Origin of the sequence: Microbacterium testaceum, assembly GCF_003075375.1 — a bacterium.
Classification (GTDB): Bacteria; Actinomycetota; Actinomycetes; order Actinomycetales; family Microbacteriaceae; genus Microbacterium; species Microbacterium testaceum_E.
The window spans coordinates 18,851-37,314 of the sequence record NZ_QDFT01000026.1 but is presented as its reverse complement, the minus strand read 5'-3'; the positions used below and the strand labels follow the sequence as shown (position 1 = coordinate 37,314).

The following is an 18,464-nucleotide window of genomic DNA, read 5'->3' as shown; positions in this document are numbered from 1 at the left end:
CCGATCCGTGCGCGCTCGGGAGGCGCGATTATTGGCTTAGGCCAAACCGTAGCATGGCTCAGGACATAGGCTGGTCGTACTCTGGGGGCGTATGACCATCGACATCACCGGGCGCTCGGCATCCGAGATCTCCGCCGATCTGCGCACGCGCATCGAACGCGGCGAGCTCGCGCCGGGCACCCTGCTGCCACCGGTCCGCACGCTCGCGACCGACCTCGGCGTCAACCGCAACACCGTGGTGGCGGCCTACCGGCAGCTCGCGCAGGCCGGCCTGGTCGAGGCGCGCGGGCGCGGAGGCACGCGCGTCGCCGACCGCGCGGCCGTCGCCCAAGAGGGCTACGCGCCCGACACGGTGCTGCGCGACGTCGGGACCGGAAACCCCGATCCCGCGCGCATCCCCGACCCCACCGCGGCCCTCGCACGCTCCGCCCGCCCTGTGCTTTACGGAGAACCCGTGATCGACCCGGGTCTCGAGGCGTGGGCCCGGGGGTGGATGACCGAGGAGCTCCCCCAGGACGACGTGCGCATCACGGTCACGAGCGGGGCGAGCGACGCGATCGAGCGTCTGCTCGCTCAAGCTCTGCAGCGCGACGACGCGGTCGCCCTCGAAGACCCCTGCTTCCTCTCGGCGCTGCACACGGTCCGTACCGGCGGGTATCGCGCCGTCCCCGTGCCGGTGGATGCCGAGGGCATGACGGTGGACGGCTTGCGCGCGGCGCTGGCTGCGGGTGTGCGCGCGGTCGTGTGCACCCCGCGCGCCCACAACCCGACCGGAGCGAGCCTGAGCGCCGAACGCGCCGCGCAGTTGCGCGCGGTGCTGGCCGCGCATCCGTACGTCCTGGTGATCGAGGACGATCACTTCTCGCTCCTCTCGCGTGCGCCGCTGCACTCGGTCATCGGTCCTTCGCAGCGACGCTGGGCGCGGATCCGGTCGATGTCGAAGTTCCTCGGCCCCGACACGTGCCTGGCCGTCACGGCATCCGATCCCGACACCGCCGACGGTCTGGGCGTGCGCCTGACCCCCGGCACCACCTGGGTGAGCCACATCCTGCAGCGGTTGACGCTCGCGCTCGTCACCGACGACGAGGTGCGGGCCGGGATCGAAGAGGCCGCAGAGCACTACGCGCGCCGCAATGCGGCGTTCGCCGAGGCTCTGACCGCGCGCGGCCTCGCCGTGCGGCCGGGCGACGGCCTCAACCTCTGGGTGCCGCTGCCCGTTCCGGCGGCGGGCGTGCGCGAGGACCTCATGCACCGCGGCTGGCTGGTCCGCGAGGGGGATCCGTTCTTCCTGGGCGAGGGCGAGCGCGGTTCGTTCCTGCGCCTGACCGTGCACGACCTCGACGAAGAAGCCGCGAGGACTCTCGCCGACGACATCGCCGCTGTCGCGGGTGTCTCGGGCGCGCGGCGACCGGGCGCCCGAGGTGGAAGGATCGAGGTATGAAGGTTCTCTCGATCCAGTCCGCCGTCGCCTACGGGCACGTCGGCAACTCGGCCGCGGTGTTCCCCCTCCAGCGCATCGGCGTCGAGGTCCTGCCGGTGTACACGGTCACCTTCTCGAACCACACCGGGTACGGGGCCTGGCGTGGTCCGCTGATCTCGCCCGCGGACGTCGCCGAGGTGATCGCCGGTATCGAGGACCGCGGCGTCTTCCCCGAGATCGACGTGGTGCTCTCGGGCTACCAGGGCGGCGAGGGGATCGGCGACGTCATCATCGACGCGGTGGCGCGGGTGAAGAAGGCGAATCCGGATGCCGTCTACGCCTGCGATCCCGTCATGGGCAACGCGAAGTCGGGCTGCTTCGTCGCTCCGGCGATCCCCGAGCTGCTGCGCGAGCGCGTCGTGCCCGTCGCCGACATCATCACGCCGAACCAGTTCGAGCTCGGCTTCCTGACCGGGACCGAGCCCGGAAGCATCGAATCGACCCTCGCCTCGGCCGACATGGTGCGCGCCCGCGGTCCGCGCACGGTGCTCGTCACGAGCGTCGAGCGGCCCGATCGCGAAGCCGACACGATTGAGATGATGGTCGTCGACGACGCGGGTGCCTGGATCGTCCAGACGCCGCTCATCCCGATGAAGGCCAACGGCTCGGGCGACGTCACCGCTGCCCTGTTCACCGCGCACTATCGCCGCACGAACGACGCCGCCGACGCACTGGCTCGCACCGCGTCGAGCGTTTTCGACCTGCTCTCGAACACGTACGACGCGGGCTCGCGCGAACTGCGACTCATCGAGTCGCAAGAGGCGTACGCGCACCCGCGGCTGCAGTTCACCGTGCGTCAGGTGCGCTGACCCACCCCGGTCAGCCGCCGTACACGTCCTGATAGGCGGCCACCCACGCGTCGCCGTCCTCGGGGCAGAGGAAGGTCGCGCCGAACACCATCACGCTCGCGATCGGCGCTTCGGCCTGGGTGCGTGCTTCGCCCTGCGCGTCCGCGGAGATCAGCTGGGCGAACAACGGCGACGTCGAGACGTGGGCGATGAGGGTGGACGCGTCCACTTCGTGACGGCTCAGGATCGCCGTCTCGCACGCGTCGCCGGCCAGAGCGAGGGCCAGGCTCTCGTCCTGGGCGGACCACGACAGGCCCTGCTGCTCCACGTAGGCGCGCTGCTCGGCGATGAACTGCTGCTGCGCCGGGGTCACCGCCACCAACGGGGTGCCGTCCATGGGCAGCTGCTGCTCGCGGAAGAACTCGTCGCGCTCGGCGAAGACGTCCTCGAAGGAATCGGGATCGACCGTCGCATCGTTGCTCGGACTCGCCGTGTCCGCGGCGGCGGGCGTGGGTCGGGACGCCGACCCCGCGGCATCCGGTTCGAGAGGGCTGGGTAGCGCCAGACACCCCGTCGTGCCGACGAGGATCGCGGCCAGCGTGAGCGACAGCAGGGCGGGGCGAGTGGCGGCGTGCATGCGCCCACGGTAGTCATCCCGACGACCGTGCCGATGGGGGTTGTGGATGACGGGGGGAGCACCGTCGCACGCGACACGCGTGCTGGTCGACGTCCGTGCGGCGGCGGGAGGGCGACGCTCCGCTCAGGCGTCCCAGGCGTCGGCCACGGCGCGCCGGACGTCGCCGAGCAGCTGCGGCAGGGCCTTCGTCTTGGCGATGATGGGGAAGAAGTTCGCGTCCGAGGCCCAGCGGGGCACGATGTGCTGGTGCAGGTGGGCATCGACCCCGGCTCCGGCGATCGCACCCTGGTTCATGCCCAGGTTGAAGCCGTCGCAGTTCGACACGGCGCGCAGCACGCGCATGCCGCGCTGCGTCAGTGCGCCGATCTCGGCGACCTCCTCATCGGTGGCCTGGTCGTACGTGGCGATATGACGGTAGGGGCAGACCAGCAGGTGACCCGAGTTGTACGGGAAGAGGTTGAGCAGGACGTACGCCGTCCTCCCCCGCGCGACGATCAGTCCGTCTTCATCGCTCTTGTCGGGAGCCGCGCAGAACGGGCAGTTCTTCTCCATCGGCTCGCGGCCGGCCGAGATGTAGGCCATGCGGTGCGGCGTCCACAGGCGCTGGAACTCGTCGGGAACCCCGGCCATGCTCGCGGCGTCCACGAGCTCGGGGCCGTCCGCGGCCGACGCCTCGGCGTCGGCCGGGACGGCGTCCGGAGCGTCGGTCACGCCAGGTCCTCGGCGGTGTTGACCAGGGTGCGCTGAGCGATGGCCCCCGTGATGCGGGCCACGGCCTCTTCGACCGGGATGCCGTTGAGCTGCGTTCCGTCGCGGAAGCGGAACGACACGGTGCCGTTCGACCGGTCCTGCTCTCCGGCGATCAGCATCAGCGGCACCTTCTGCGTGGTGTGCGTGCGGATCTTCTTCTGCATGCGGTCGTCGCTGTGGTCGGCCTCGGCGCGGACGCCCCGCATCTTGAGGTCGGCGACGATGCCCTGCAGGTAGTCTCCGTACTCCGCGGCCACCGGCACGGCCACGACCTGCACCGGGGCGAGCCACACGGGGAACGCACCGGCGTAGTGCTCGAGCAGGATCGCGAAGAAGCGCTCGACCGAACCGAACAGCGCCCGGTGGATCATGACGGGGCGGTGCTTCTCGCCGTCGGGCCCGGTGTACTCGAGCTCGAAGCGCTCGGGCTGGTTGAAGTCGAGCTGGATGGTCGACATCTGCCACGTGCGGCCGATGGCATCCCGAGCCTGCACCGAGATCTTGGGGCCGTAGAACGCCGCGCCACCCGGGTCGGGCACGAGCTCGAGGCCCGAGGCCTCGGCGACCTCGCGCAGCGTGTCGGTCGCCTCGGTCCACAGCGCGTCGTCGCCGATGAACTTGGGGTTGCCCTCTTCTTTCGTCGACAGCTCGAGATAGAAGTCGTTCAGGCCGTAGTCGCGAAGGGTCTGCAGCACGAAGTCGAGGCTGTGGGTGAGCTCGCCCTTGACCTGGTCGGCCGTGACGTAGATGTGGGTGTCGTCCTGGGTCATGCCGCGCACGCGCGTCAGACCGGCCAGGGTGCCGCTCTTCTCGTAGCGGTAGACCGACCCGAACTCGCTCAGCCGCAGCGGCAGCTCGCGGTAGCTGCGACCCCGCGAGCGGAAGATCAGGTTGTGGAACGGGCAGTTCATGGGCTTGAGGTAGTACTCCTGGCCCTCGCGCGAGACGTGGCCGTCGGCATCCACCACCTCGTCCAGGACCATCGGGGGGTACATCCCGTCGGCGTACCACTGCAGGTGACCGCTGGTCATGAACAGGTCGCCCTTGGTGATGTGCGGGGTGTTGACGACCTCGTACCCGCTGGCGAGCAGACGCTCGCGCATGTAGCGCTCGATCTCGTAGCGGATGATGCCGCCCTTGGGGTGGAAGACGCTCAGTCCCGGGCCGATCTCGTCGGGGAACGAGAACAGGTCGAGCTCCTTGCCGAGCTTGCGGTGGTCGCGCTTCGCGGCCTCTTCGAGGCGGTGCTGGTACGCGCGCAGCTCGTCCTTCGTGGGCCACGCGGTTCCGTAGATGCGCTGCAGCTGCGGGTTCTTCTCACTGCCGCGCCAGTAGGCGCCGGCGATGCGGGTGAGGTCCCACCCGTTCCCGATCAGACGCGTACCGGGCACGTGGGGTCCGCGGCAGAGGTCCTTCCACGCGGTCTCGCCGTCACGGGTGACGTTGTCGTAGATCGTCAACTCACCGGCGCCGACCTCGACCGAGGCGCCCTCGGCGGCTTCGGCGGACCCGCCCTTGAGCCCGATCAGCTCGAGCTTGAACGGTTCGTCGGAGAGCTCGGCGCGCGCCTCGTCATCGGTGACGACGCGCCGCACGAACCGCTGGTTCTCGCGGACGATGCGCTCCATCTCCTTCTTGATGACCTTGAGGTCGTCGGGGGTGAAGGGCTCGTCGACCTGGAAGTCGTAGTAGAAGCCGTCGGTGACGGGCGGACCGATGCCCAGGTTGGCCTGGGGCTTGACACGCTGGACCGCCTGAGCCAGCACGTGCGCCGTGGAGTGGCGCAGGATCGACAGGCCGTCGGCGCTGTCGATCGTGACCGGCTCGACCCGGTCGTCGGCCGTCACGGTCGTGGCCAGGTCTTTCAGCTCCCCGTTGACGCGCAGGGCGACGACCGAACGGTCGGGGAAGAGGGCGAAGCCATCGGCGGGGAAATCAGTCACAGAACATCTCCTGAAGGGGTCTGCTCCAGGCTACCGGGCGGGCGTGGCCGCGATCGCATCGCGCGTGCCCCATAGTGGAGCGGTGACTCTGGCCATCATCGGCGGCGTGCTCTGGATCCTCGGGATCGTGGCGCTGCTCACCGGCGCCCTCCCCGCCGACGACGCCCTCGCCGTCGCCGACCGGGTGTGGCCCATCCTGCTGTTCGTCGTGGCGGTGACGATCGTCGCCGAACTCGCCTCGAAGGCGGGACTGTTCGACGTCGTCGCCGCGCGGCTGGCGAAGCTCGCGCGTGGTCGTACCGCGCTGCTGTGGGTGCTGGTGGTGGGGCTGGCGACCGTGGCGACGGCGTTCCTCTCACTCGACACCACAGCGGTGCTGTTGACGCCGGTGGTGGTTGCCATGGCGGTGGCGCGCAGGCTCGACCCGCTGCCGTTCGCGTTCGTCACAGTGGTGCTGGCCAACACGGCCTCGCTGGTTCTGCCCGTGTCGAACCTCACCAACCTGCTCGCCTCCGAAGCCCTGGGCGGGGGACACGACCCGATCGCGTTCCTCGCGCTCCTGGGGCCGTCGGCCCTCATCGCGATCGCGGTGTCGGTGGTCGTGCTGACGGTGGTCTTCCTGCGCCGCCTCCCCCGCACCTACCCGGACGCCGCCGCCCCCACCGTGTCGGACCGGGTCCTGCTGCGCTTCTCGGGCATCGTCACGCTCGCGCTGCTGCCGCTGCTGGTCGTCGGACTGGAACCGTGGATGCCGGCCGTCGCCGCCGCCGTCGTGCTCATCGCGGCGTTCGCCGTGCGTGCGCCCGGGGCGCTCGGCATCCGTCTGGTGCCCTGGTCCCTGCTGGTCTTCGCGGGCGGGCTGTTCTTGGCGGTCGGTGCACTCGAGGCGCTCGGGATCGGCGGGGTCACCTCGGTGCTGGCGGGAACCGGTGACGACCTGGTGTCGCTGTGGCAGCTGGCGGGCGTGGGGGCACTGGCGGCCAACGGCATCAACAATCTGCCGGCCTACCTGGCCCTCGAGTCGGTCGCGGGCTCCCCCGTGCGCCTGGCCGCCCTGCTCATCGGGGTCAACGCCGGTCCCATCGTGACGCCGTGGGCGTCGCTGGCGACCCTGCTGTGGCACGACCGGCTCGTCGCCGCGGGCATCGAGGTGCGGTGGAGCCGTTTCGTCGTTCTGGGTGCGGTGATCGCCCCGCTGATCCTCTTGCTCGGCGTGCTCCCGCTGGTGTGGTGAGCGCTCAGTCCTCGTAGGTGCGCGACCACGCCTTGCGCGGTTCGATGAACCACACCGCGAGACCCTCGCGCAGGTCGTAGGGCTCTCCGGTGTACTGCGTCGAGATGCGGTCGACGTACGGCAGCGCAGTCTCGCCGTCGATGCGCTCGACGGCGACACCGCGGACGAAGGCCGATGCGTAGGGGTTGTCGGCGCCGGTCACCGAGATCGCGACGCGGGGGTCGCGGCGGATGTTGCGGTCCTTCAGGGTGTCCGTCACCGTGAAGACCATGAGCCGGTCACCGTCGACGCCGACCCACAGCGGGATCGAATGCGGCGACCCGTCGTGCATCAGGGTGGACAGGTGCGCCACGGCATCCGTCTCGAAGAAGGGCTTCGCGTCGTCCCAGTCGGTCATGCTGCGGGCAACGATCGACGCGTGGTGGGCATTCCCCGTTCAGGAGTGCGCGGGCGCGCCGACCTGATCGTTCGGCACCTCGCGGAAAGTCATCTCCTCGCGCGGCGCGCTCTCGCGCGGGGCGGATTCGTCGGGCTCGGGGATGACGTAGAGCCCGCGTCCCGAGTTCGCGTTGTATGTGAGGGCGTGCAGCCACGCGGGGCTCAGCTGCGGGCTGCGGCTGCCGTGGTACTTGAACACCAGCGACACGTTCGGGTGGATGTAGACGGTCGTGCGGCCTCCACCGGTGCTGATGTCGTCTTTCCACGTGAAGGGGAAGCTCTCCCCCCGGCGCACCTTGGCCATGATCACCGCCTGCAGGTGGGCGAGCAGGCGGTCTTCGAAGTCGACCTTGATGTTGCTGTCGTAGATGAACTTGCCCATGGCGTCTCCTGAACCGGCCCCCGTGTCGTGCGCATCTCCAGGCGAGAAGTCGAACGCGGCAGGCCCGGGGGTGGCGGCCGTCGTACCTGCAGAGTCCCGCGGAAGGACGAGGACCGCAAACCCCCTTGCCCTCACCGCGGTTCGCGGATAGGCGCTGTCGCAATCGGGCCCATCCGCAGGGGTGGCTCAGTCGCGTCGGGAGATGCGGAGCATCACGCGGTCGCCGGGCTTGCGCTGCACGCGTCGCACCAGTCTCTCGAACCCGAGGATGGCCGTGTACTGCCACCGGTACTTACGGCGCAGGGCGGAATCGGCGCGGGCATCCTCGGTCGCCGGTCCGGCGATGCGGCCGTGCGCCTCGACGGTGATGGCGTCGGGCTCGACGGCGCCCATGCGGCTGCAGGGTCGCAGCACGACGCGGGAGTCGTTGCGCAGTCGCTTGACCTTGCCGGTGGTGCGCTCGCTCGTGACGACGAGTTCATCGCCGTCACGCGCGATCCACACCGGCACAGAGACCAGGGCGCCGTTGCGTCGGTACGTACCGAGAGAGACGAAGGGGGATGCCGCGATCTCGCGCCAAAGGGTGTCGGGGACCGCCATGCCGCAACGCTACTGCGCGGGTAGCTGCTTCGTCGGTGGTTGCGCCCGACGGCTGGCGGGTGCAGGCCGCCGGGTTTCTCAGGGCCACCGCAAGATCAGCGCAATGCTTGCGCAAGATGCCGGATTTCGTGTCCCCCATTCGGGGGACATGCCCTAGCGTCGAAGTGTTCCCGCCGCCAGGCACTCCGCAGCCCCCCTTTCTGGCGGCGGGAACAGCCACTCCCCCTCTCGAGCGGATCGAGGCGGCGTCTCTCCGCTCGCGGGATCGCTCGTCTCGGCCCTGGTTCGTGGCGCTGTCCGGTGCACCCGCGTCAGATGTCCAGGACGCCGCCGACCGCCGTCCCGATCGTCGGGAGTCTGCCCGTGGCGAGGTCCTCCATCAGGTGCACCGATGCGTACAGTGGCGGCGCAAATCGTCCCGCGGCGTCGAAGACGCGGAGAACCCGCCGCATCCGTCCCTCCGGAAAGTACGGATGCCGGAAGCTCACCTCGACGCGCGTGGCGGGCCACTCCCCCCGCACCTCGACACGGGGTTCGCTGAGACCGGAGACGAGGGGCGCCGGGTCCTCGGAAGGGCCCGTCCAGTACCGGTCGAGATGAGCGAACTCGTCGGTCACCGCCGTGACCGCGGCCGCGATGTCCGCGGTGCGCAGGGACGCCGGCCTCCACGACGCACGGGGGTCGTCCTCGGCGCGCGGCACGCGTTGCGGGACGAGCGCGCTCATCGCCGTCATGATCTCCGCGTCGTCGACGGGGCGAAGGGGTCGGTCCTGCGTGCGGAGTTCCGCCGGCAGAGGTCCGGGTGACAGGACGAACTCGGCGGTCGCGTAGATCCACCCCCTTGGCGACCAGCGAGGCGGCTCCGTGTGCACGGCCACGCGCGCGCCGGAGGCTCCGGCGTCGATGACCCACGCGATGCGACGGTCCACGCTCATGCGGTGCGACGCGCCGCGCGCCGAGCGGATCTGCACATTGTCCCGCAGCCAGGCGTCGGCTTCATCCGGGTCGCTCGATGCCGCCGGATCACGCAGCCAGAGACCGTGAACGGTCGCGCCGATCAGCTGCGCATCGCCCAGGGGCGCGGCGAACCCGACCGAGGCATCGAGTCCGACATGCACCGCGGCACTGCGGCCGGGTGCGATCGCCTCGTCCTGAGCCTCCTGCGGGCGGTACACGACCCACACTCCCGCCGAGGTGGACAGCACGGTCGCGTCCGCCGCCCGTGCTCCCAGATCGAGGTCGGGCCACGTCGCCACACGTTCGCGCCCGTCCGGGCCGCGCACGACGGCGATCGGCTCGTCGGCCGCGACGGAGATCGTCGCGTTTCCGACGCGGATCCGCTGCCACCCGTACTCCCCCGGCATCCCGTCAGTCTGGCAGGATCGTGCGCCGACAGCCCCATGACAGCTGCCCTTCGCGGCAGTCGTCACCCCCGGGGTATGGAGAAACGAAAAAACCCCCGGCAGAACCGGGGGTTTCATTCGGTGCGCGATACTGGGATCGAACCAGTGACCTCTTCCGTGTCAGGGAAGCGCGCTACCGCTGCGCCAATCGCGCCTATACAGGCTGTTCTGTTGTGAGTTGAGGTGGCGACGGGATTCGAACCCGTGTAAACGGCTTTGCAGGCCGGTGCCTAGCCGCTCGGCCACGCCACCGTGTGTGGTTCGACCCACGTGTCGTGATCCTCCGTCGGTTTCCCAGACGGAGATCCCTCCACTCGAGCGGATGACGAGACTCGAACTCGCGACCCCAACCTTGGCAAGGTTGTGCGCTACCAACTGCGCTACATCCGCATTTCGTTCCCGGGGCTTGCCCCGAGCACTCGTAAGACATTACCCGATCTGAGCGTGTGCGCAAAACGAGGCGCGGCCCGCGCGTGTCTCACCGGATGGTTCGAAGCACGTCTCGGCATCCGGTACGATCGATGAGTCCCGTTCGGGATGCGGGCGATTGGCGCAGTTGGTAGCGCGCTTCCTTCACACGGAAGAGGTCATCAGTTCGAGTCTGGTATCGCCCACCGCAAGGCCCCCGGTTCGCCGGGGGCCTTTCTGGTTCATGTGGTGCTGTCGGTATACGCGAGGTCGGGCGGCCAGACGACGCGAAAGCGTTCGAAGACGATGTCGTCGCTCTCGATCCAGGGAGTCGGCCACGCGGAACCGACGCGCGAGAAGTACCGTCGGTGCCCTCCCGCCGCAGGGACGCGGCGTGAACGCTCGCGATGGGCGCGGTGCTCACACCCTCATGCTGACAGACGCCTCGCGCGGGTCAGGTGTCGGCATCCTGGATCACCACGCGCAGGTCGCGACGACGCTGGCCCAGGCGCGAGCGGGAGCTCGCGGGAGGCGCTCCGGTGCCCGCAACGGGTGCCCGTAGCCCCCCGATCCCCGTCCCTGCTGTCGTCGCCCGGGGTGCGGCGGCGGCCGCCGTCCCGCCGACGGCGCCGCCGAGCAGCCCACCCGTGACCCCGCCGAGCGTGCCGGGCACGGGACCGACGCCGGGCGACGAGCCAGCGTGTCCGAGCGGCGATGTCGGACCGGGACGCGACACGTCGAGGGTGGCGCGGCCGTCCAGGGGGCCGTCGGCGGTGGGCTCCACGCCCGAGAGGGCGACACCGCTCCCGACGCCCGCGACCGTCAGGGGCGCGAAGGCACGGGTCATGGCGTCCGCGCGTTGTCCGGCGGCGCGCAGGTCGTGTGCGGCCGTGCTCGCGTAGCGCGTCGCCGCCGAGGCGTCGACGACCGGGCCCGCATCCAGACGCACCGTCTGCGCTCCCCCGCGCAGCGCCGCGGTGGTGGTGGTGGACATCTCGTCGAACACGCCCCGCAGACGCCGCACGAGCCCCGTCAGGGCCGTCACCGACCCCAGCACGGCCCGCAGCGGGCGAACGACTCTGGTGACCATCTCGTTGACCTTCGTGACGACACGCGCGATCGCGTAGCCCATTCCCAGACCGAACGACGCGGCGACCACCGCCATGGCCTCGATGGCGGTCGCGACGACCTTGGAGATCGCCGTCTTGACCACGCCCTGCATGCGGGTCACGAGAGTGGATGCCGAGACCAGTCCGCTCGCGGCCGCCTCGGCCCATTCGCCCGAGGCGCCGAGGTGCCGCGCGGCGTCGGTGGCGAACCGCACATAGGCCGCGATGCTGCCGCCGCTCATGCCGTCGAGGTCGGTGAGCCGCCGCGAGAGGTCGTCGCCCGCCCGGCGCATCGACGCGCCCGTCGAGGTCCACTGCGCGGCGACCTGCGCGACGTTCGCGGCACTGCCGGTCAGCTGCTCGAGCCACGTGCTGAGCGGCTTCAGATGCTCCATGACCCAGCCCAGTCCGCACGACGTCAGGGTGGCGATGGGGTCCGTCAGCGCAGCCGCGGCATCGCCCAGAGTGTCGAGCAGAGCGGTTCCCCCCTCGAGCCACCGCCCGTCGCGCACGGCGTCGGCCAGGGCCCGGCCGGAGTCGATCACCCGCGAGCCCGAGAACGTCGTCCCGGGCGCCACCTGGGCGCTCATCGCGCACCCATCGCCGCATCGAGCGCGCGCAGCGCCTTGACGGTGTCGTCCTCGAAGCGCTCCCACTGCTCGGCGGTGCGCCGCAGCTCGCCCGCGGTCCGCATCAGCATCGATGCGTCCTCGCCCAGCAGGCCGGTCGCCGCGGCCGAGAGCGCCTGTCCCGGGGGCACGAGAAAGGCGCACAGCAGACCGAAGGCGTCGGGCAGCAGGTCGCCGCCGCGCAGCGCCGAGAGCGCCGATTCCACGTCCCCCACGAGCGAGTCGACGAAAGCCGCGTGCTGACGCAGCAGGTCGACGTCGACGGCGATGTCATCGGCCATGGGCGGTCCTCTCGGAAGCGACGGGGGCGGCGGCATCCCGCAACTGGGCGACGATGGGGTCGTCGGCGCCGAGCAGATCCGACACCGCCCGTAAGGTCGCCCGGTGCGCGTCCGCCTCGGCATCGCGGATCGTCGCGAGCAGGTCGGCCGCCAGACGGCTCGCGCCCCGGGCCAGTGCGGCCTCGCTCAGCCGCAGGTCGACGACGCGCCCGCCCGCATCGACCTGCACGACGATGTCGCGGGCACGCGAACGCCCCGTGCCGCGTGCCGCCGCGATCGCGGCTTCGAACGCGGGCATCTGCGCCGCCCGGATCTCGGCGCGACGCACGTCGGCCTCGACCTGCGCGAAGGCGTCTTCGGGATCCAGGGGCACGCGATCACGCTAGTGTCGCCGCGCGCCGAAACGTAGCGTCGGCAGATGCTTCTTCGCGCAGATGAGAGGACTCTCACACCGCTCTCATGGAGGCGGCTGAGTTCAGCCGCGCGTCCAGCCGTAGCGCGCGCGCAGCGCCGACGCGACGGTGTCGAACCGGGCGCGGTCCAGAGCGGCGGCCTCGCGGCGCATCGCGGCGTCGGGAACGAGGTACAGCTGCTCGACGTCGACCCATGACGGACGCCGCTGCGGGTCCCACTCCCCCGTGCCGAGGGCGAGATACTGACGGTCGCCGTCGTGCGGCTTGCTCGTCAGGCGCACGGCGTAGGAGCGGGTGGCATCCGCTCGTCCGATCACCAGCACGGGGCGGTCCTTTCCGCGTCCGTCGCGTTCTTCGTAGGGCACCCAGGTCCAGACGATCTCGCCCCCGTCGGGGGCGTTGTCGCGCTGCGGCGCGTACGAGAGGGTCAGACGCCTCGGCGGGTCGATCTCGACCGTCTGCGCGCCGGAAGGAGCCGCGGTGGGGCGCCCGGCGGGCGCCCGGGTCGATGCCGGGCGTGCGGGGGCGGGCGCCGAGCGGAAGAGCCCGAGCAGCGCGGACACGAGACGAGACGTGGTTCCCATACCCACACCCTAGGCAGACGCGCGCGTGGCGGATGCCGGCTCGCGCAACCGACGGTGGATGCCGTTCGCACGGGCACCTCAAGACCGCCGGCGCACGGCGAAGGGGGCGCCGCCGACGGATCGGCGACGCCCCCCTCGAGGGGTGGGGACTCAGCCCCGGGTGTCCGAGAGGACGTAGCCCTCTTCACCGTGCACGACGGTGTCGATACCGGCGATCTCGTCCTCGTTCTTGACGCGGAAGCCGATCGTCTTCTCAATCGCGAAGCCGATGATGAAGGCGAGCACGAAGGAGTAGACCAGCACCGCGAGAGCGGCGATCGCCTGCACCAGCAGCTGCGTGAGCGTTCCGCTGTAGATGAGGCCCGTGCCGTTGGCGAAGATGCCGAGGTACAGGGTTCCGAGCAGACCGCCCACGAGGTGGATGCCGACGACATCGAGCGAGTCGTCGAAGCCGAGCTTGAACTTCAGCTCGATCGCGAGGGCGCACACGGCACCGGCGAGGAGGCCGAGGACGATGGCCCAGAACGGCGTCAGCGATGCGCAGGCGGGCGTGATGGCGACCAGGCCGGCGACCGCACCCGAGGCCGCGCCGACCGACGTGGGCTTTCCGTCCTTGATCTTCTCGACGATCAGCCACGACAGCAGCGCGGCGGCAGGGGCGGCGATCGTGTTGACGAAAGCGAGGGCGGCGGTGTTGTCGGCGGCGAGCTCCGAGCCCGCGTTGAAGCCGAACCAGCCGAACCACAGCAGACCGGCGCCGAGCAGGACGAACGGCGGGTTGTGGGGGACGTGGGCGCCCTTCTGGAAGCCGACGCGCTTGCCGAGCACCAGCGCCAGGGCGAGGGCGGCGGCACCGGCGTTGATGTGAACCGCGGTTCCACCGGCGAAGTCGATCGCTCCGACGCCGAAGACGTCCTGCAGACCGTGGGTGATCCAGCCGCCGTAGGCGAAGGAACCGTCATCGGCGAGGCCGAAGTTGAAGACCCAGCTCGCGACCGGGAAGTACACGACGGTGGCCCAGATGGCGGCGAAGATCATCCACGCACCGAACTTGGCGCGGTCGGCGATGGCACCCGAGACCAGGGCGACGGTGATGATCGCGAAGGTGGCCTGGAAGGCGACGAACGCCAGCGGCGGGTACGCCGCACCCTCGGGCGTGGTCAGGACGTTGGCGAGGCCGAAGTCGGCGCCGTCGATGTGCCACGGGGCCTGCGTCGTGCCCTCATCGGTGGCGGGGAACGCGATCGCGTACCCGTAGAGCACCCACAGGACGCCCATGAGGCCCATCGCGCCGAAGCTCATCATCATCATGCTGATGACGCTCTTGGCCTTGACGAGACCGCCGTAGAAGAACGCGAGTCCTGGCGTCATGAGCAGCACGAGTGCCGCTGCTATCAGGATGAATGCGGTGTTGCCTTGATCCATCTCGGAGGAAACCTCTCTGCAGGGACGCAGGTAAAGCGTCGGGTCCCCCCAGTGTTCACAGCCCCGGTTTCCATCGGCGTTCGACTCGTGTTTCAGGGTCGTTACAGGGATGCCCCCGAAGTAAACATCGCGTTTCGCGCACCCGAGAGCGGGTGATGAGAGCGGGTCAGGAGTGCGTGAGCGCCACGAGGCGCGACACCGCGCGCAGGTACTTCTTGCGGTACCCGCCGGCGAGCATCTCGTCGCTGAACACGGTGTTCAGTGGAGCTCCGGTCGCGCGGATCGGGATCTGCGCATCGTAGGCGCGGTCGATGAAGGCGACCAGGCGCAGCGCGGCCGACTGGTCGTGCAGCACCTGCACGGCGCGCAGTCCGATCGTGCTCACACCGTCGATGAGCCGGATGAAGCGCGAGGGGTGCACCCGCGCGAGGTGGCCCACGAGGTCCGCGAACGGATCGTCGGATGCCACTCCTCCGGCCGCGGCGGCATCCATCGCCGTCTGGTAGTCGTCCTCGGACAGCACCTTCGCCTCGCCGTCGATGGCGCGCTGGCGGAAGTCGGTGCCGTCGATGCGGATCGTGCGGAAGCTGTCGGCCATGGACTGGATCTCGCGCAGGAAGTCCTGCGCGGCGAACCGTCCCTCGCCCAGCGCGTTCGGAGGGGTGTTCGACGTCGCGGCGAGTCGGGTTCCGGATGCCACGAGCTCCCCCAGCAGGCGGGTCATGACCATCGTGTCGCCCGGGTCGTCGAGCTCGAACTCGTCGATGCAGAGCAGGTCCGATCCGCGGAACAGCTCCACGGCCTTGGCGTAGCCCAGGACGCCGACGAGGGCGGTGTACTCGATGAACGAGCCGAAGTACTTCCGTCGCGCGGGCATGGCGTGGTAGATCGCGGCCAGCAGGTGGGTCTTTCCGACGCCGAAGCCGCCATCGAGGTACACGCCGGGCTTGACCGGAGGGGTCTTCTCGGCGCGTCGGAAGAAGCCGCCCTTCTTCGCGGGGGCGGACTGCTTTCCGGCGAAGGCCTGCAGCAGCTCCTTCGCCTCCTGCTGCGAGGGGTAGGCGTCGTCCGCCCGGTACGACTCGAAGGTCGCGCCGTCGAACTGCGGCGGCGGCACCAGGGCGCTGACCATCTCGGCGCCCGTGACCGCGGGGACGCGGTCGGTGAGGTGGATGAGGCCGGTCGTCGCGGGCGTAGAGGTCATGGCCGTCCTGTGTCGCAGTCTTACGGGGAGGGTGCGTGCCCCTTGCCGCGGATCTAGGGTCGAAGGTGCGGTGTCCACCCTATGCCGCCGCATCCGCCGTCCCGACCGAGGAGACACCGTGACCGTCGAGTTCGACACCACCTCCCCCAAGTTCGCCGACTACTCCGAGCCGGGCCGGCTCGTCACCGGCGAGTGGCTCCAGCAGCGTCTGGGGCAACCGGGTCTGGTCGTGGTCGAATCCGACGAGGACGTCCTGCTGTACGAGACCGGGCACATCCCCGGCGCGGTCAAGGTGGACTGGCACACCGAGCTGAACGATCCCGTCGTGCGCGACTACGTCGACGGCGAGGGTTTCGCGGCCCTGCTCAGCCGCAAGGGCATCTCGCGCGACGACACCGTCGTGATCTACGGCGACAAGAACAACTGGTGGGCCGCGTACGCGCTGTGGGTCTTCTCGCTGTTCGGTCACGAGGACGTGCGCCTGCTCGACGGAGGCCGTGACAAGTGGATCGCCGAGGGGCGCCCGCTGACGGCCGACAAGACCGAGGTCGCCGCCACCGACTACCCCGTCGTCGAGCGCGACGACTCCCTGCTGCGCGCGTACAAGGACGACGTGCTCACCCACCTCGGCAATCCCCTGATCGACGTCCGCTCCCCCGAGGAGTACTCGGGCGAGCGCACCACCGCGCCGGCCTATCCCGAAGAGGGGGCGCTGCGCGCCGGCCACATCCCGAGCGCCCAGAGCGTGCCGTGGGGCAAGGCCGTGGCCGAGGACGGCGGTTTCAAGTCGCGCGCCGAGCTGGATGCCATCTACCGCGACGGCGCGGGGCTGAACGACGGCGACAAGATCGTCGCCTATTGCCGCATCGGCGAGCGGTCCAGCCACACCTGGTTCGTGCTCAAGCACTTGCTCGGCTTCGATGACGTGCGCAACTACGACGGCTCGTGGACCGAGTGGGGCAGCGCGGTGCGGGTGCCGATCGTCTCGGGCTCCGAGCCGGGCGAGGTCGCGGGGCGCTGACCCCGCCGACCCGGTCGGGCGCGGGCGTGGGAGGATGACGGAGATGTCCGACACCGCCCTCCCCGCCCGCCTCGCCGAGATCCGCGACGAGTTCCTCGAGCTCGACGAACCCGACCGGCTGCAGCTGCTGCTGGAGTTCTCTCAAGAGCTCCCCGACGTGCCGGCCGAGTACGCCGACCACCCCGAGCTCGCCGAGCGCGTCGCCGAGTGCCAGTCGCCGGTGTTCATCATCGTCACGGTCGACGACGACGACCGCGTCGCGATGCACGCGACGGCGCCCGCCGAGGCGCCGACCACGCGCGGTTTCGCCAGCATCCTGTCGCAAGGACTCACGGGGCTGACGGCCGACGAGATGCTGGCCGTCCCCGACGACTTCCCCCAGAGCATCGGTCTGACCCGCGCGGTCAGCCCCCTGCGCATCGCGGGCATGACCGGCATGCTCATGCGCGCCAAGCGTCAGGTACGCGCTAAGCGCCCCTCCTGAGGTCGGCCTCCTCGGATTCGCCGTCGGTGCGCGGCATCCGTCGTCAAGACCGCGCGAGCCCCTGGGCCTCGACCCAGTCGCGGATCGCCTCGGACCACCGCGTCTCGTCGTAGTTCCACAGCTTGGTGTGGCGCGCCACCGAGAAGGTCTGCATCGTCACGAGGTCGGGGCGCGCCGCCACCAACGCGTGCGAGGCGTCGGCGGGGACGAAACCGTCGTCGTCGCTGTGCAGGACGAGGATCGGATGCCGCAGCTCCCCCGCGCGGGCCACGCCGTCGAGGCGGTCGAGCGGGATCGGCTCGCCGCTGCCGAGAACCGCGGCCCCCCAGTTCGACACCATCGTGCTCTGGGCCAGCGCCACGACGGGAGCGGGCAGGCGCATGAGGCGACCCTGGAACGACAGGACCGTGCGCCAGTCCACCACCGGGGACTCCAGCACCAGGCCGGCGATCACGTCGCCGTGCGGTGACTCCAGCGCGGCCTGCAGAGCGAGCGCCCCGCCCATGGACCAGCCCATCACGATCACGCGCCGCGCGCCCTGACGGCGGGCGTAGCCGATCGCGGCATCCAGGTCCCGCCACTCGGTGGCGCCGAGCGCGTACGTGCCCGACGGGCTGCGCGGGGCTTCGCCGTCGTTGCGGTACGACACCACGAGGCTCGAGATGCCGAGGGCGTGGAAGACGGGGACGGCGCGCAGGGTCTCGGCGCGCGTGGTCCCGCGGCCGTGCACCTGCACCACCCACACGTCGGTGTCGCCCGACGCCGGGAACTCCCACGCCGGGCAGGCGCCCACGCCGGTGTCGATGTCGACGTCGCGGAACGGCAGGTGCAGCTGCTCGGGGGCGTCGTAGTACCAGCCGCTGAACGCGGCCTCGGCGGCCAGGTCGCCGTCGGTGGGCACGTGGGTGAGGAGCTTGCGCGTGACCGTCGCGTCGTCCTCGGCCACGACCGCGCCCAGGCGCAGGTACGACGCCGACCCGACCGTGAACAGCCCGTAGCGCCCGGGGAGCTCGGTGTCGGGGGTGCGCGCGAGCGTGATCGTCTGGGCCGCGGCGTCCACGCGGACGATCCGCACGTCCGGCACCCGTCCGGCGGGACGCACCACCGTGCGGGCGACGCGGTAGGACACCGCACCCAGGGCCCCGGCCGAGGCGGCGAGAGCGAACCCGAGGGTCGAGAGGGCCACGAGGATGCCGCTCGCGCGACGTCGCGTTGCGCGAGCGCCCGCGGCGCGCCTGGGAGCGTTCATCG

Annotated in this window: 19 protein-coding genes and 4 tRNA genes; 6 read left to right on the top strand and 17 right to left on the bottom strand. The window is 70.5% G+C overall.

Annotated features, from left to right (window positions below; genetic code table 11):
• The first annotated feature begins 91 nt into the window (after positions 1-91).
• Both DC432_RS11005 and pdxY read left to right on the top strand, forming a co-directional pair.
• On the top strand, positions 92-1,441 hold the full coding sequence (locus DC432_RS11005; protein WP_116537932.1) for an aminotransferase class I/II-fold pyridoxal phosphate-dependent enzyme: 1,350 nt from the start codon (positions 92-94) through the stop codon (positions 1,439-1,441).
• Positions 1,438-2,289 (top strand): pyridoxal kinase PdxY, encoded by an 852-nt coding sequence (pdxY, locus tag DC432_RS11000; RefSeq protein ID WP_116537931.1) that lies wholly within the window; start codon positions 1,438-1,440, stop codon positions 2,287-2,289. The genes DC432_RS11005 and pdxY overlap by 4 nt, the downstream gene beginning before the upstream one ends.
• A gap of 10 nt (positions 2,290-2,299) precedes the next feature.
• Here pdxY and DC432_RS10995 read toward each other — a convergent pair whose 3' ends face one another.
• The 3 genes from DC432_RS10995 to thrS all read right to left on the bottom strand — a co-directional run bounded on the left by DC432_RS10995 (position 2,300) and on the right by thrS (position 5,598).
• Positions 2,300-2,905, bottom strand: coding sequence for a hypothetical protein (locus DC432_RS10995; protein WP_116537930.1), 606 nt, complete (start codon positions 2,903-2,905; stop codon positions 2,300-2,302).
• A gap of 123 nt (positions 2,906-3,028) precedes the next feature.
• Positions 3,029-3,535: an HIT family protein gene (locus DC432_RS10990; RefSeq protein ID WP_108317241.1), complete on the bottom strand. Its 507-nt coding sequence runs from the start codon at positions 3,533-3,535 to the stop codon at positions 3,029-3,031.
• A gap of 77 nt (positions 3,536-3,612) precedes the next feature.
• Complete coding sequence (thrS, locus tag DC432_RS10985) at positions 3,613-5,598, bottom strand: threonine--tRNA ligase (protein ID WP_116537929.1); 1,986 nt, start codon at positions 5,596-5,598, stop codon at positions 3,613-3,615.
• A gap of 82 nt (positions 5,599-5,680) precedes the next feature.
• Between thrS and DC432_RS10980 the strand changes: the two genes are divergently transcribed.
• Complete coding sequence (locus DC432_RS10980) at positions 5,681-6,832, top strand: SLC13 family permease (RefSeq protein ID WP_116537928.1); 1,152 nt, start codon at positions 5,681-5,683, stop codon at positions 6,830-6,832.
• Between the two features lie 4 nt (positions 6,833-6,836).
• On the opposite strand, the gene DC432_RS10975 is transcribed toward DC432_RS10980, so the two are convergent.
• The 7 genes from DC432_RS10975 to DC432_RS10940 form a co-directional block, all read right to left on the bottom strand.
• Positions 6,837-7,229, bottom strand: a complete 393-nt coding sequence (locus DC432_RS10975; RefSeq protein ID WP_116537927.1) for a TIGR03618 family F420-dependent PPOX class oxidoreductase — start codon at positions 7,227-7,229, stop codon at positions 6,837-6,839.
• A gap of 39 nt (positions 7,230-7,268) precedes the next feature.
• Positions 7,269-7,652, bottom strand: coding sequence for an ATP-dependent DNA ligase (locus tag DC432_RS10965; RefSeq protein ID WP_116537926.1), 384 nt, complete (start codon positions 7,650-7,652; stop codon positions 7,269-7,271).
• A gap of 186 nt (positions 7,653-7,838) precedes the next feature.
• Positions 7,839-8,252 carry a PPOX class F420-dependent oxidoreductase gene (locus DC432_RS10960; RefSeq protein WP_116537925.1) on the bottom strand — a complete coding sequence of 138 codons (414 nt, stop codon included), beginning with the start codon at positions 8,250-8,252 and terminating at the stop codon, positions 7,839-7,841.
• A gap of 311 nt (positions 8,253-8,563) precedes the next feature.
• Complete coding sequence (locus DC432_RS10955; protein ID WP_116537924.1) at positions 8,564-9,616, bottom strand: hypothetical protein; 1,053 nt, start codon at positions 9,614-9,616, stop codon at positions 8,564-8,566.
• A gap of 121 nt (positions 9,617-9,737) precedes the next feature.
• Positions 9,738-9,809: transfer RNA gene (locus DC432_RS10950), tRNA-Val, on the bottom strand.
• A gap of 27 nt (positions 9,810-9,836) precedes the next feature.
• Positions 9,837-9,907, bottom strand: a tRNA-Cys gene (locus tag DC432_RS10945).
• Between the two features lie 65 nt (positions 9,908-9,972).
• Positions 9,973-10,045, bottom strand: a tRNA-Gly gene (locus tag DC432_RS10940).
• 151 nt (positions 10,046-10,196) lie between these two features.
• Here DC432_RS10940 and DC432_RS10935 point away from each other — a divergent pair.
• Positions 10,197-10,269: transfer RNA gene (locus tag DC432_RS10935), tRNA-Val, on the top strand.
• 248 nt (positions 10,270-10,517) lie between these two features.
• On the opposite strand, the gene DC432_RS10930 is transcribed toward DC432_RS10935, so the two are convergent.
• The 6 genes from DC432_RS10930 to zapE all read right to left on the bottom strand — a co-directional run bounded on the left by DC432_RS10930 (position 10,518) and on the right by zapE (position 15,708).
• Positions 10,518-11,762 carry a hypothetical protein gene (locus DC432_RS10930; RefSeq protein WP_116537923.1) on the bottom strand — a complete coding sequence of 415 codons (1,245 nt, stop codon included), beginning with the start codon at positions 11,760-11,762 and terminating at the stop codon, positions 10,518-10,520.
• On the bottom strand, positions 11,759-12,082 hold the full coding sequence (locus DC432_RS10925; RefSeq protein ID WP_165801252.1) for a type VII secretion target: 324 nt from the start codon (positions 12,080-12,082) through the stop codon (positions 11,759-11,761). Before DC432_RS10925 ends, DC432_RS10930 begins: the two co-directional genes overlap by 4 nt.
• Entirely contained in the window at positions 12,072-12,455 is a 384-nt protein-coding gene (locus tag DC432_RS16435; RefSeq protein ID WP_165801251.1) for a YbaB/EbfC family nucleoid-associated protein, read from the bottom strand. The genes DC432_RS10925 and DC432_RS16435 overlap by 11 nt, the downstream gene beginning before the upstream one ends.
• A 102-nt stretch (positions 12,456-12,557) precedes the next feature.
• Positions 12,558-13,079, bottom strand: a complete 522-nt coding sequence (locus tag DC432_RS10920) for a type II toxin-antitoxin system PemK/MazF family toxin (RefSeq protein ID WP_116537921.1) — start codon at positions 13,077-13,079, stop codon at positions 12,558-12,560.
• A 150-nt stretch (positions 13,080-13,229) separates the two neighbouring features.
• On the bottom strand, positions 13,230-14,504 hold the full coding sequence (locus DC432_RS10915) for an ammonium transporter (protein WP_116537920.1): 1,275 nt from the start codon (positions 14,502-14,504) through the stop codon (positions 13,230-13,232).
• 166 nt (positions 14,505-14,670) lie between these two features.
• Positions 14,671-15,708: a cell division protein ZapE gene (gene zapE / locus DC432_RS10910; RefSeq protein WP_116537919.1), complete on the bottom strand. Its 1,038-nt coding sequence runs from the start codon at positions 15,706-15,708 to the stop codon at positions 14,671-14,673.
• Positions 15,709-15,826: 118 nt separating this feature from the next.
• Here zapE and DC432_RS10905 point away from each other — a divergent pair, with 118 nt between their 5' ends.
• Positions 15,827-16,729, top strand: a complete 903-nt coding sequence (locus DC432_RS10905; protein ID WP_116537918.1) for a sulfurtransferase — start codon at positions 15,827-15,829, stop codon at positions 16,727-16,729.
• 43 nt (positions 16,730-16,772) lie between these two features.
• The gene (locus DC432_RS10900; protein WP_207770806.1) at positions 16,773-17,213 is read left to right on the top strand and encodes a SufE family protein; all 441 of its coding nucleotides are present in this window, start codon (positions 16,773-16,775) and stop codon (positions 17,211-17,213) included.
• A gap of 43 nt (positions 17,214-17,256) precedes the next feature.
• Here DC432_RS10900 and DC432_RS10895 read toward each other — a convergent pair whose 3' ends face one another.
• Positions 17,257-18,462 (bottom strand): alpha/beta hydrolase family protein, encoded by a 1,206-nt coding sequence (locus DC432_RS10895; RefSeq protein ID WP_116537916.1) that lies wholly within the window; start codon positions 18,460-18,462, stop codon positions 17,257-17,259.
• Between the last annotated feature and the right edge of the window lie 2 nt (positions 18,463-18,464).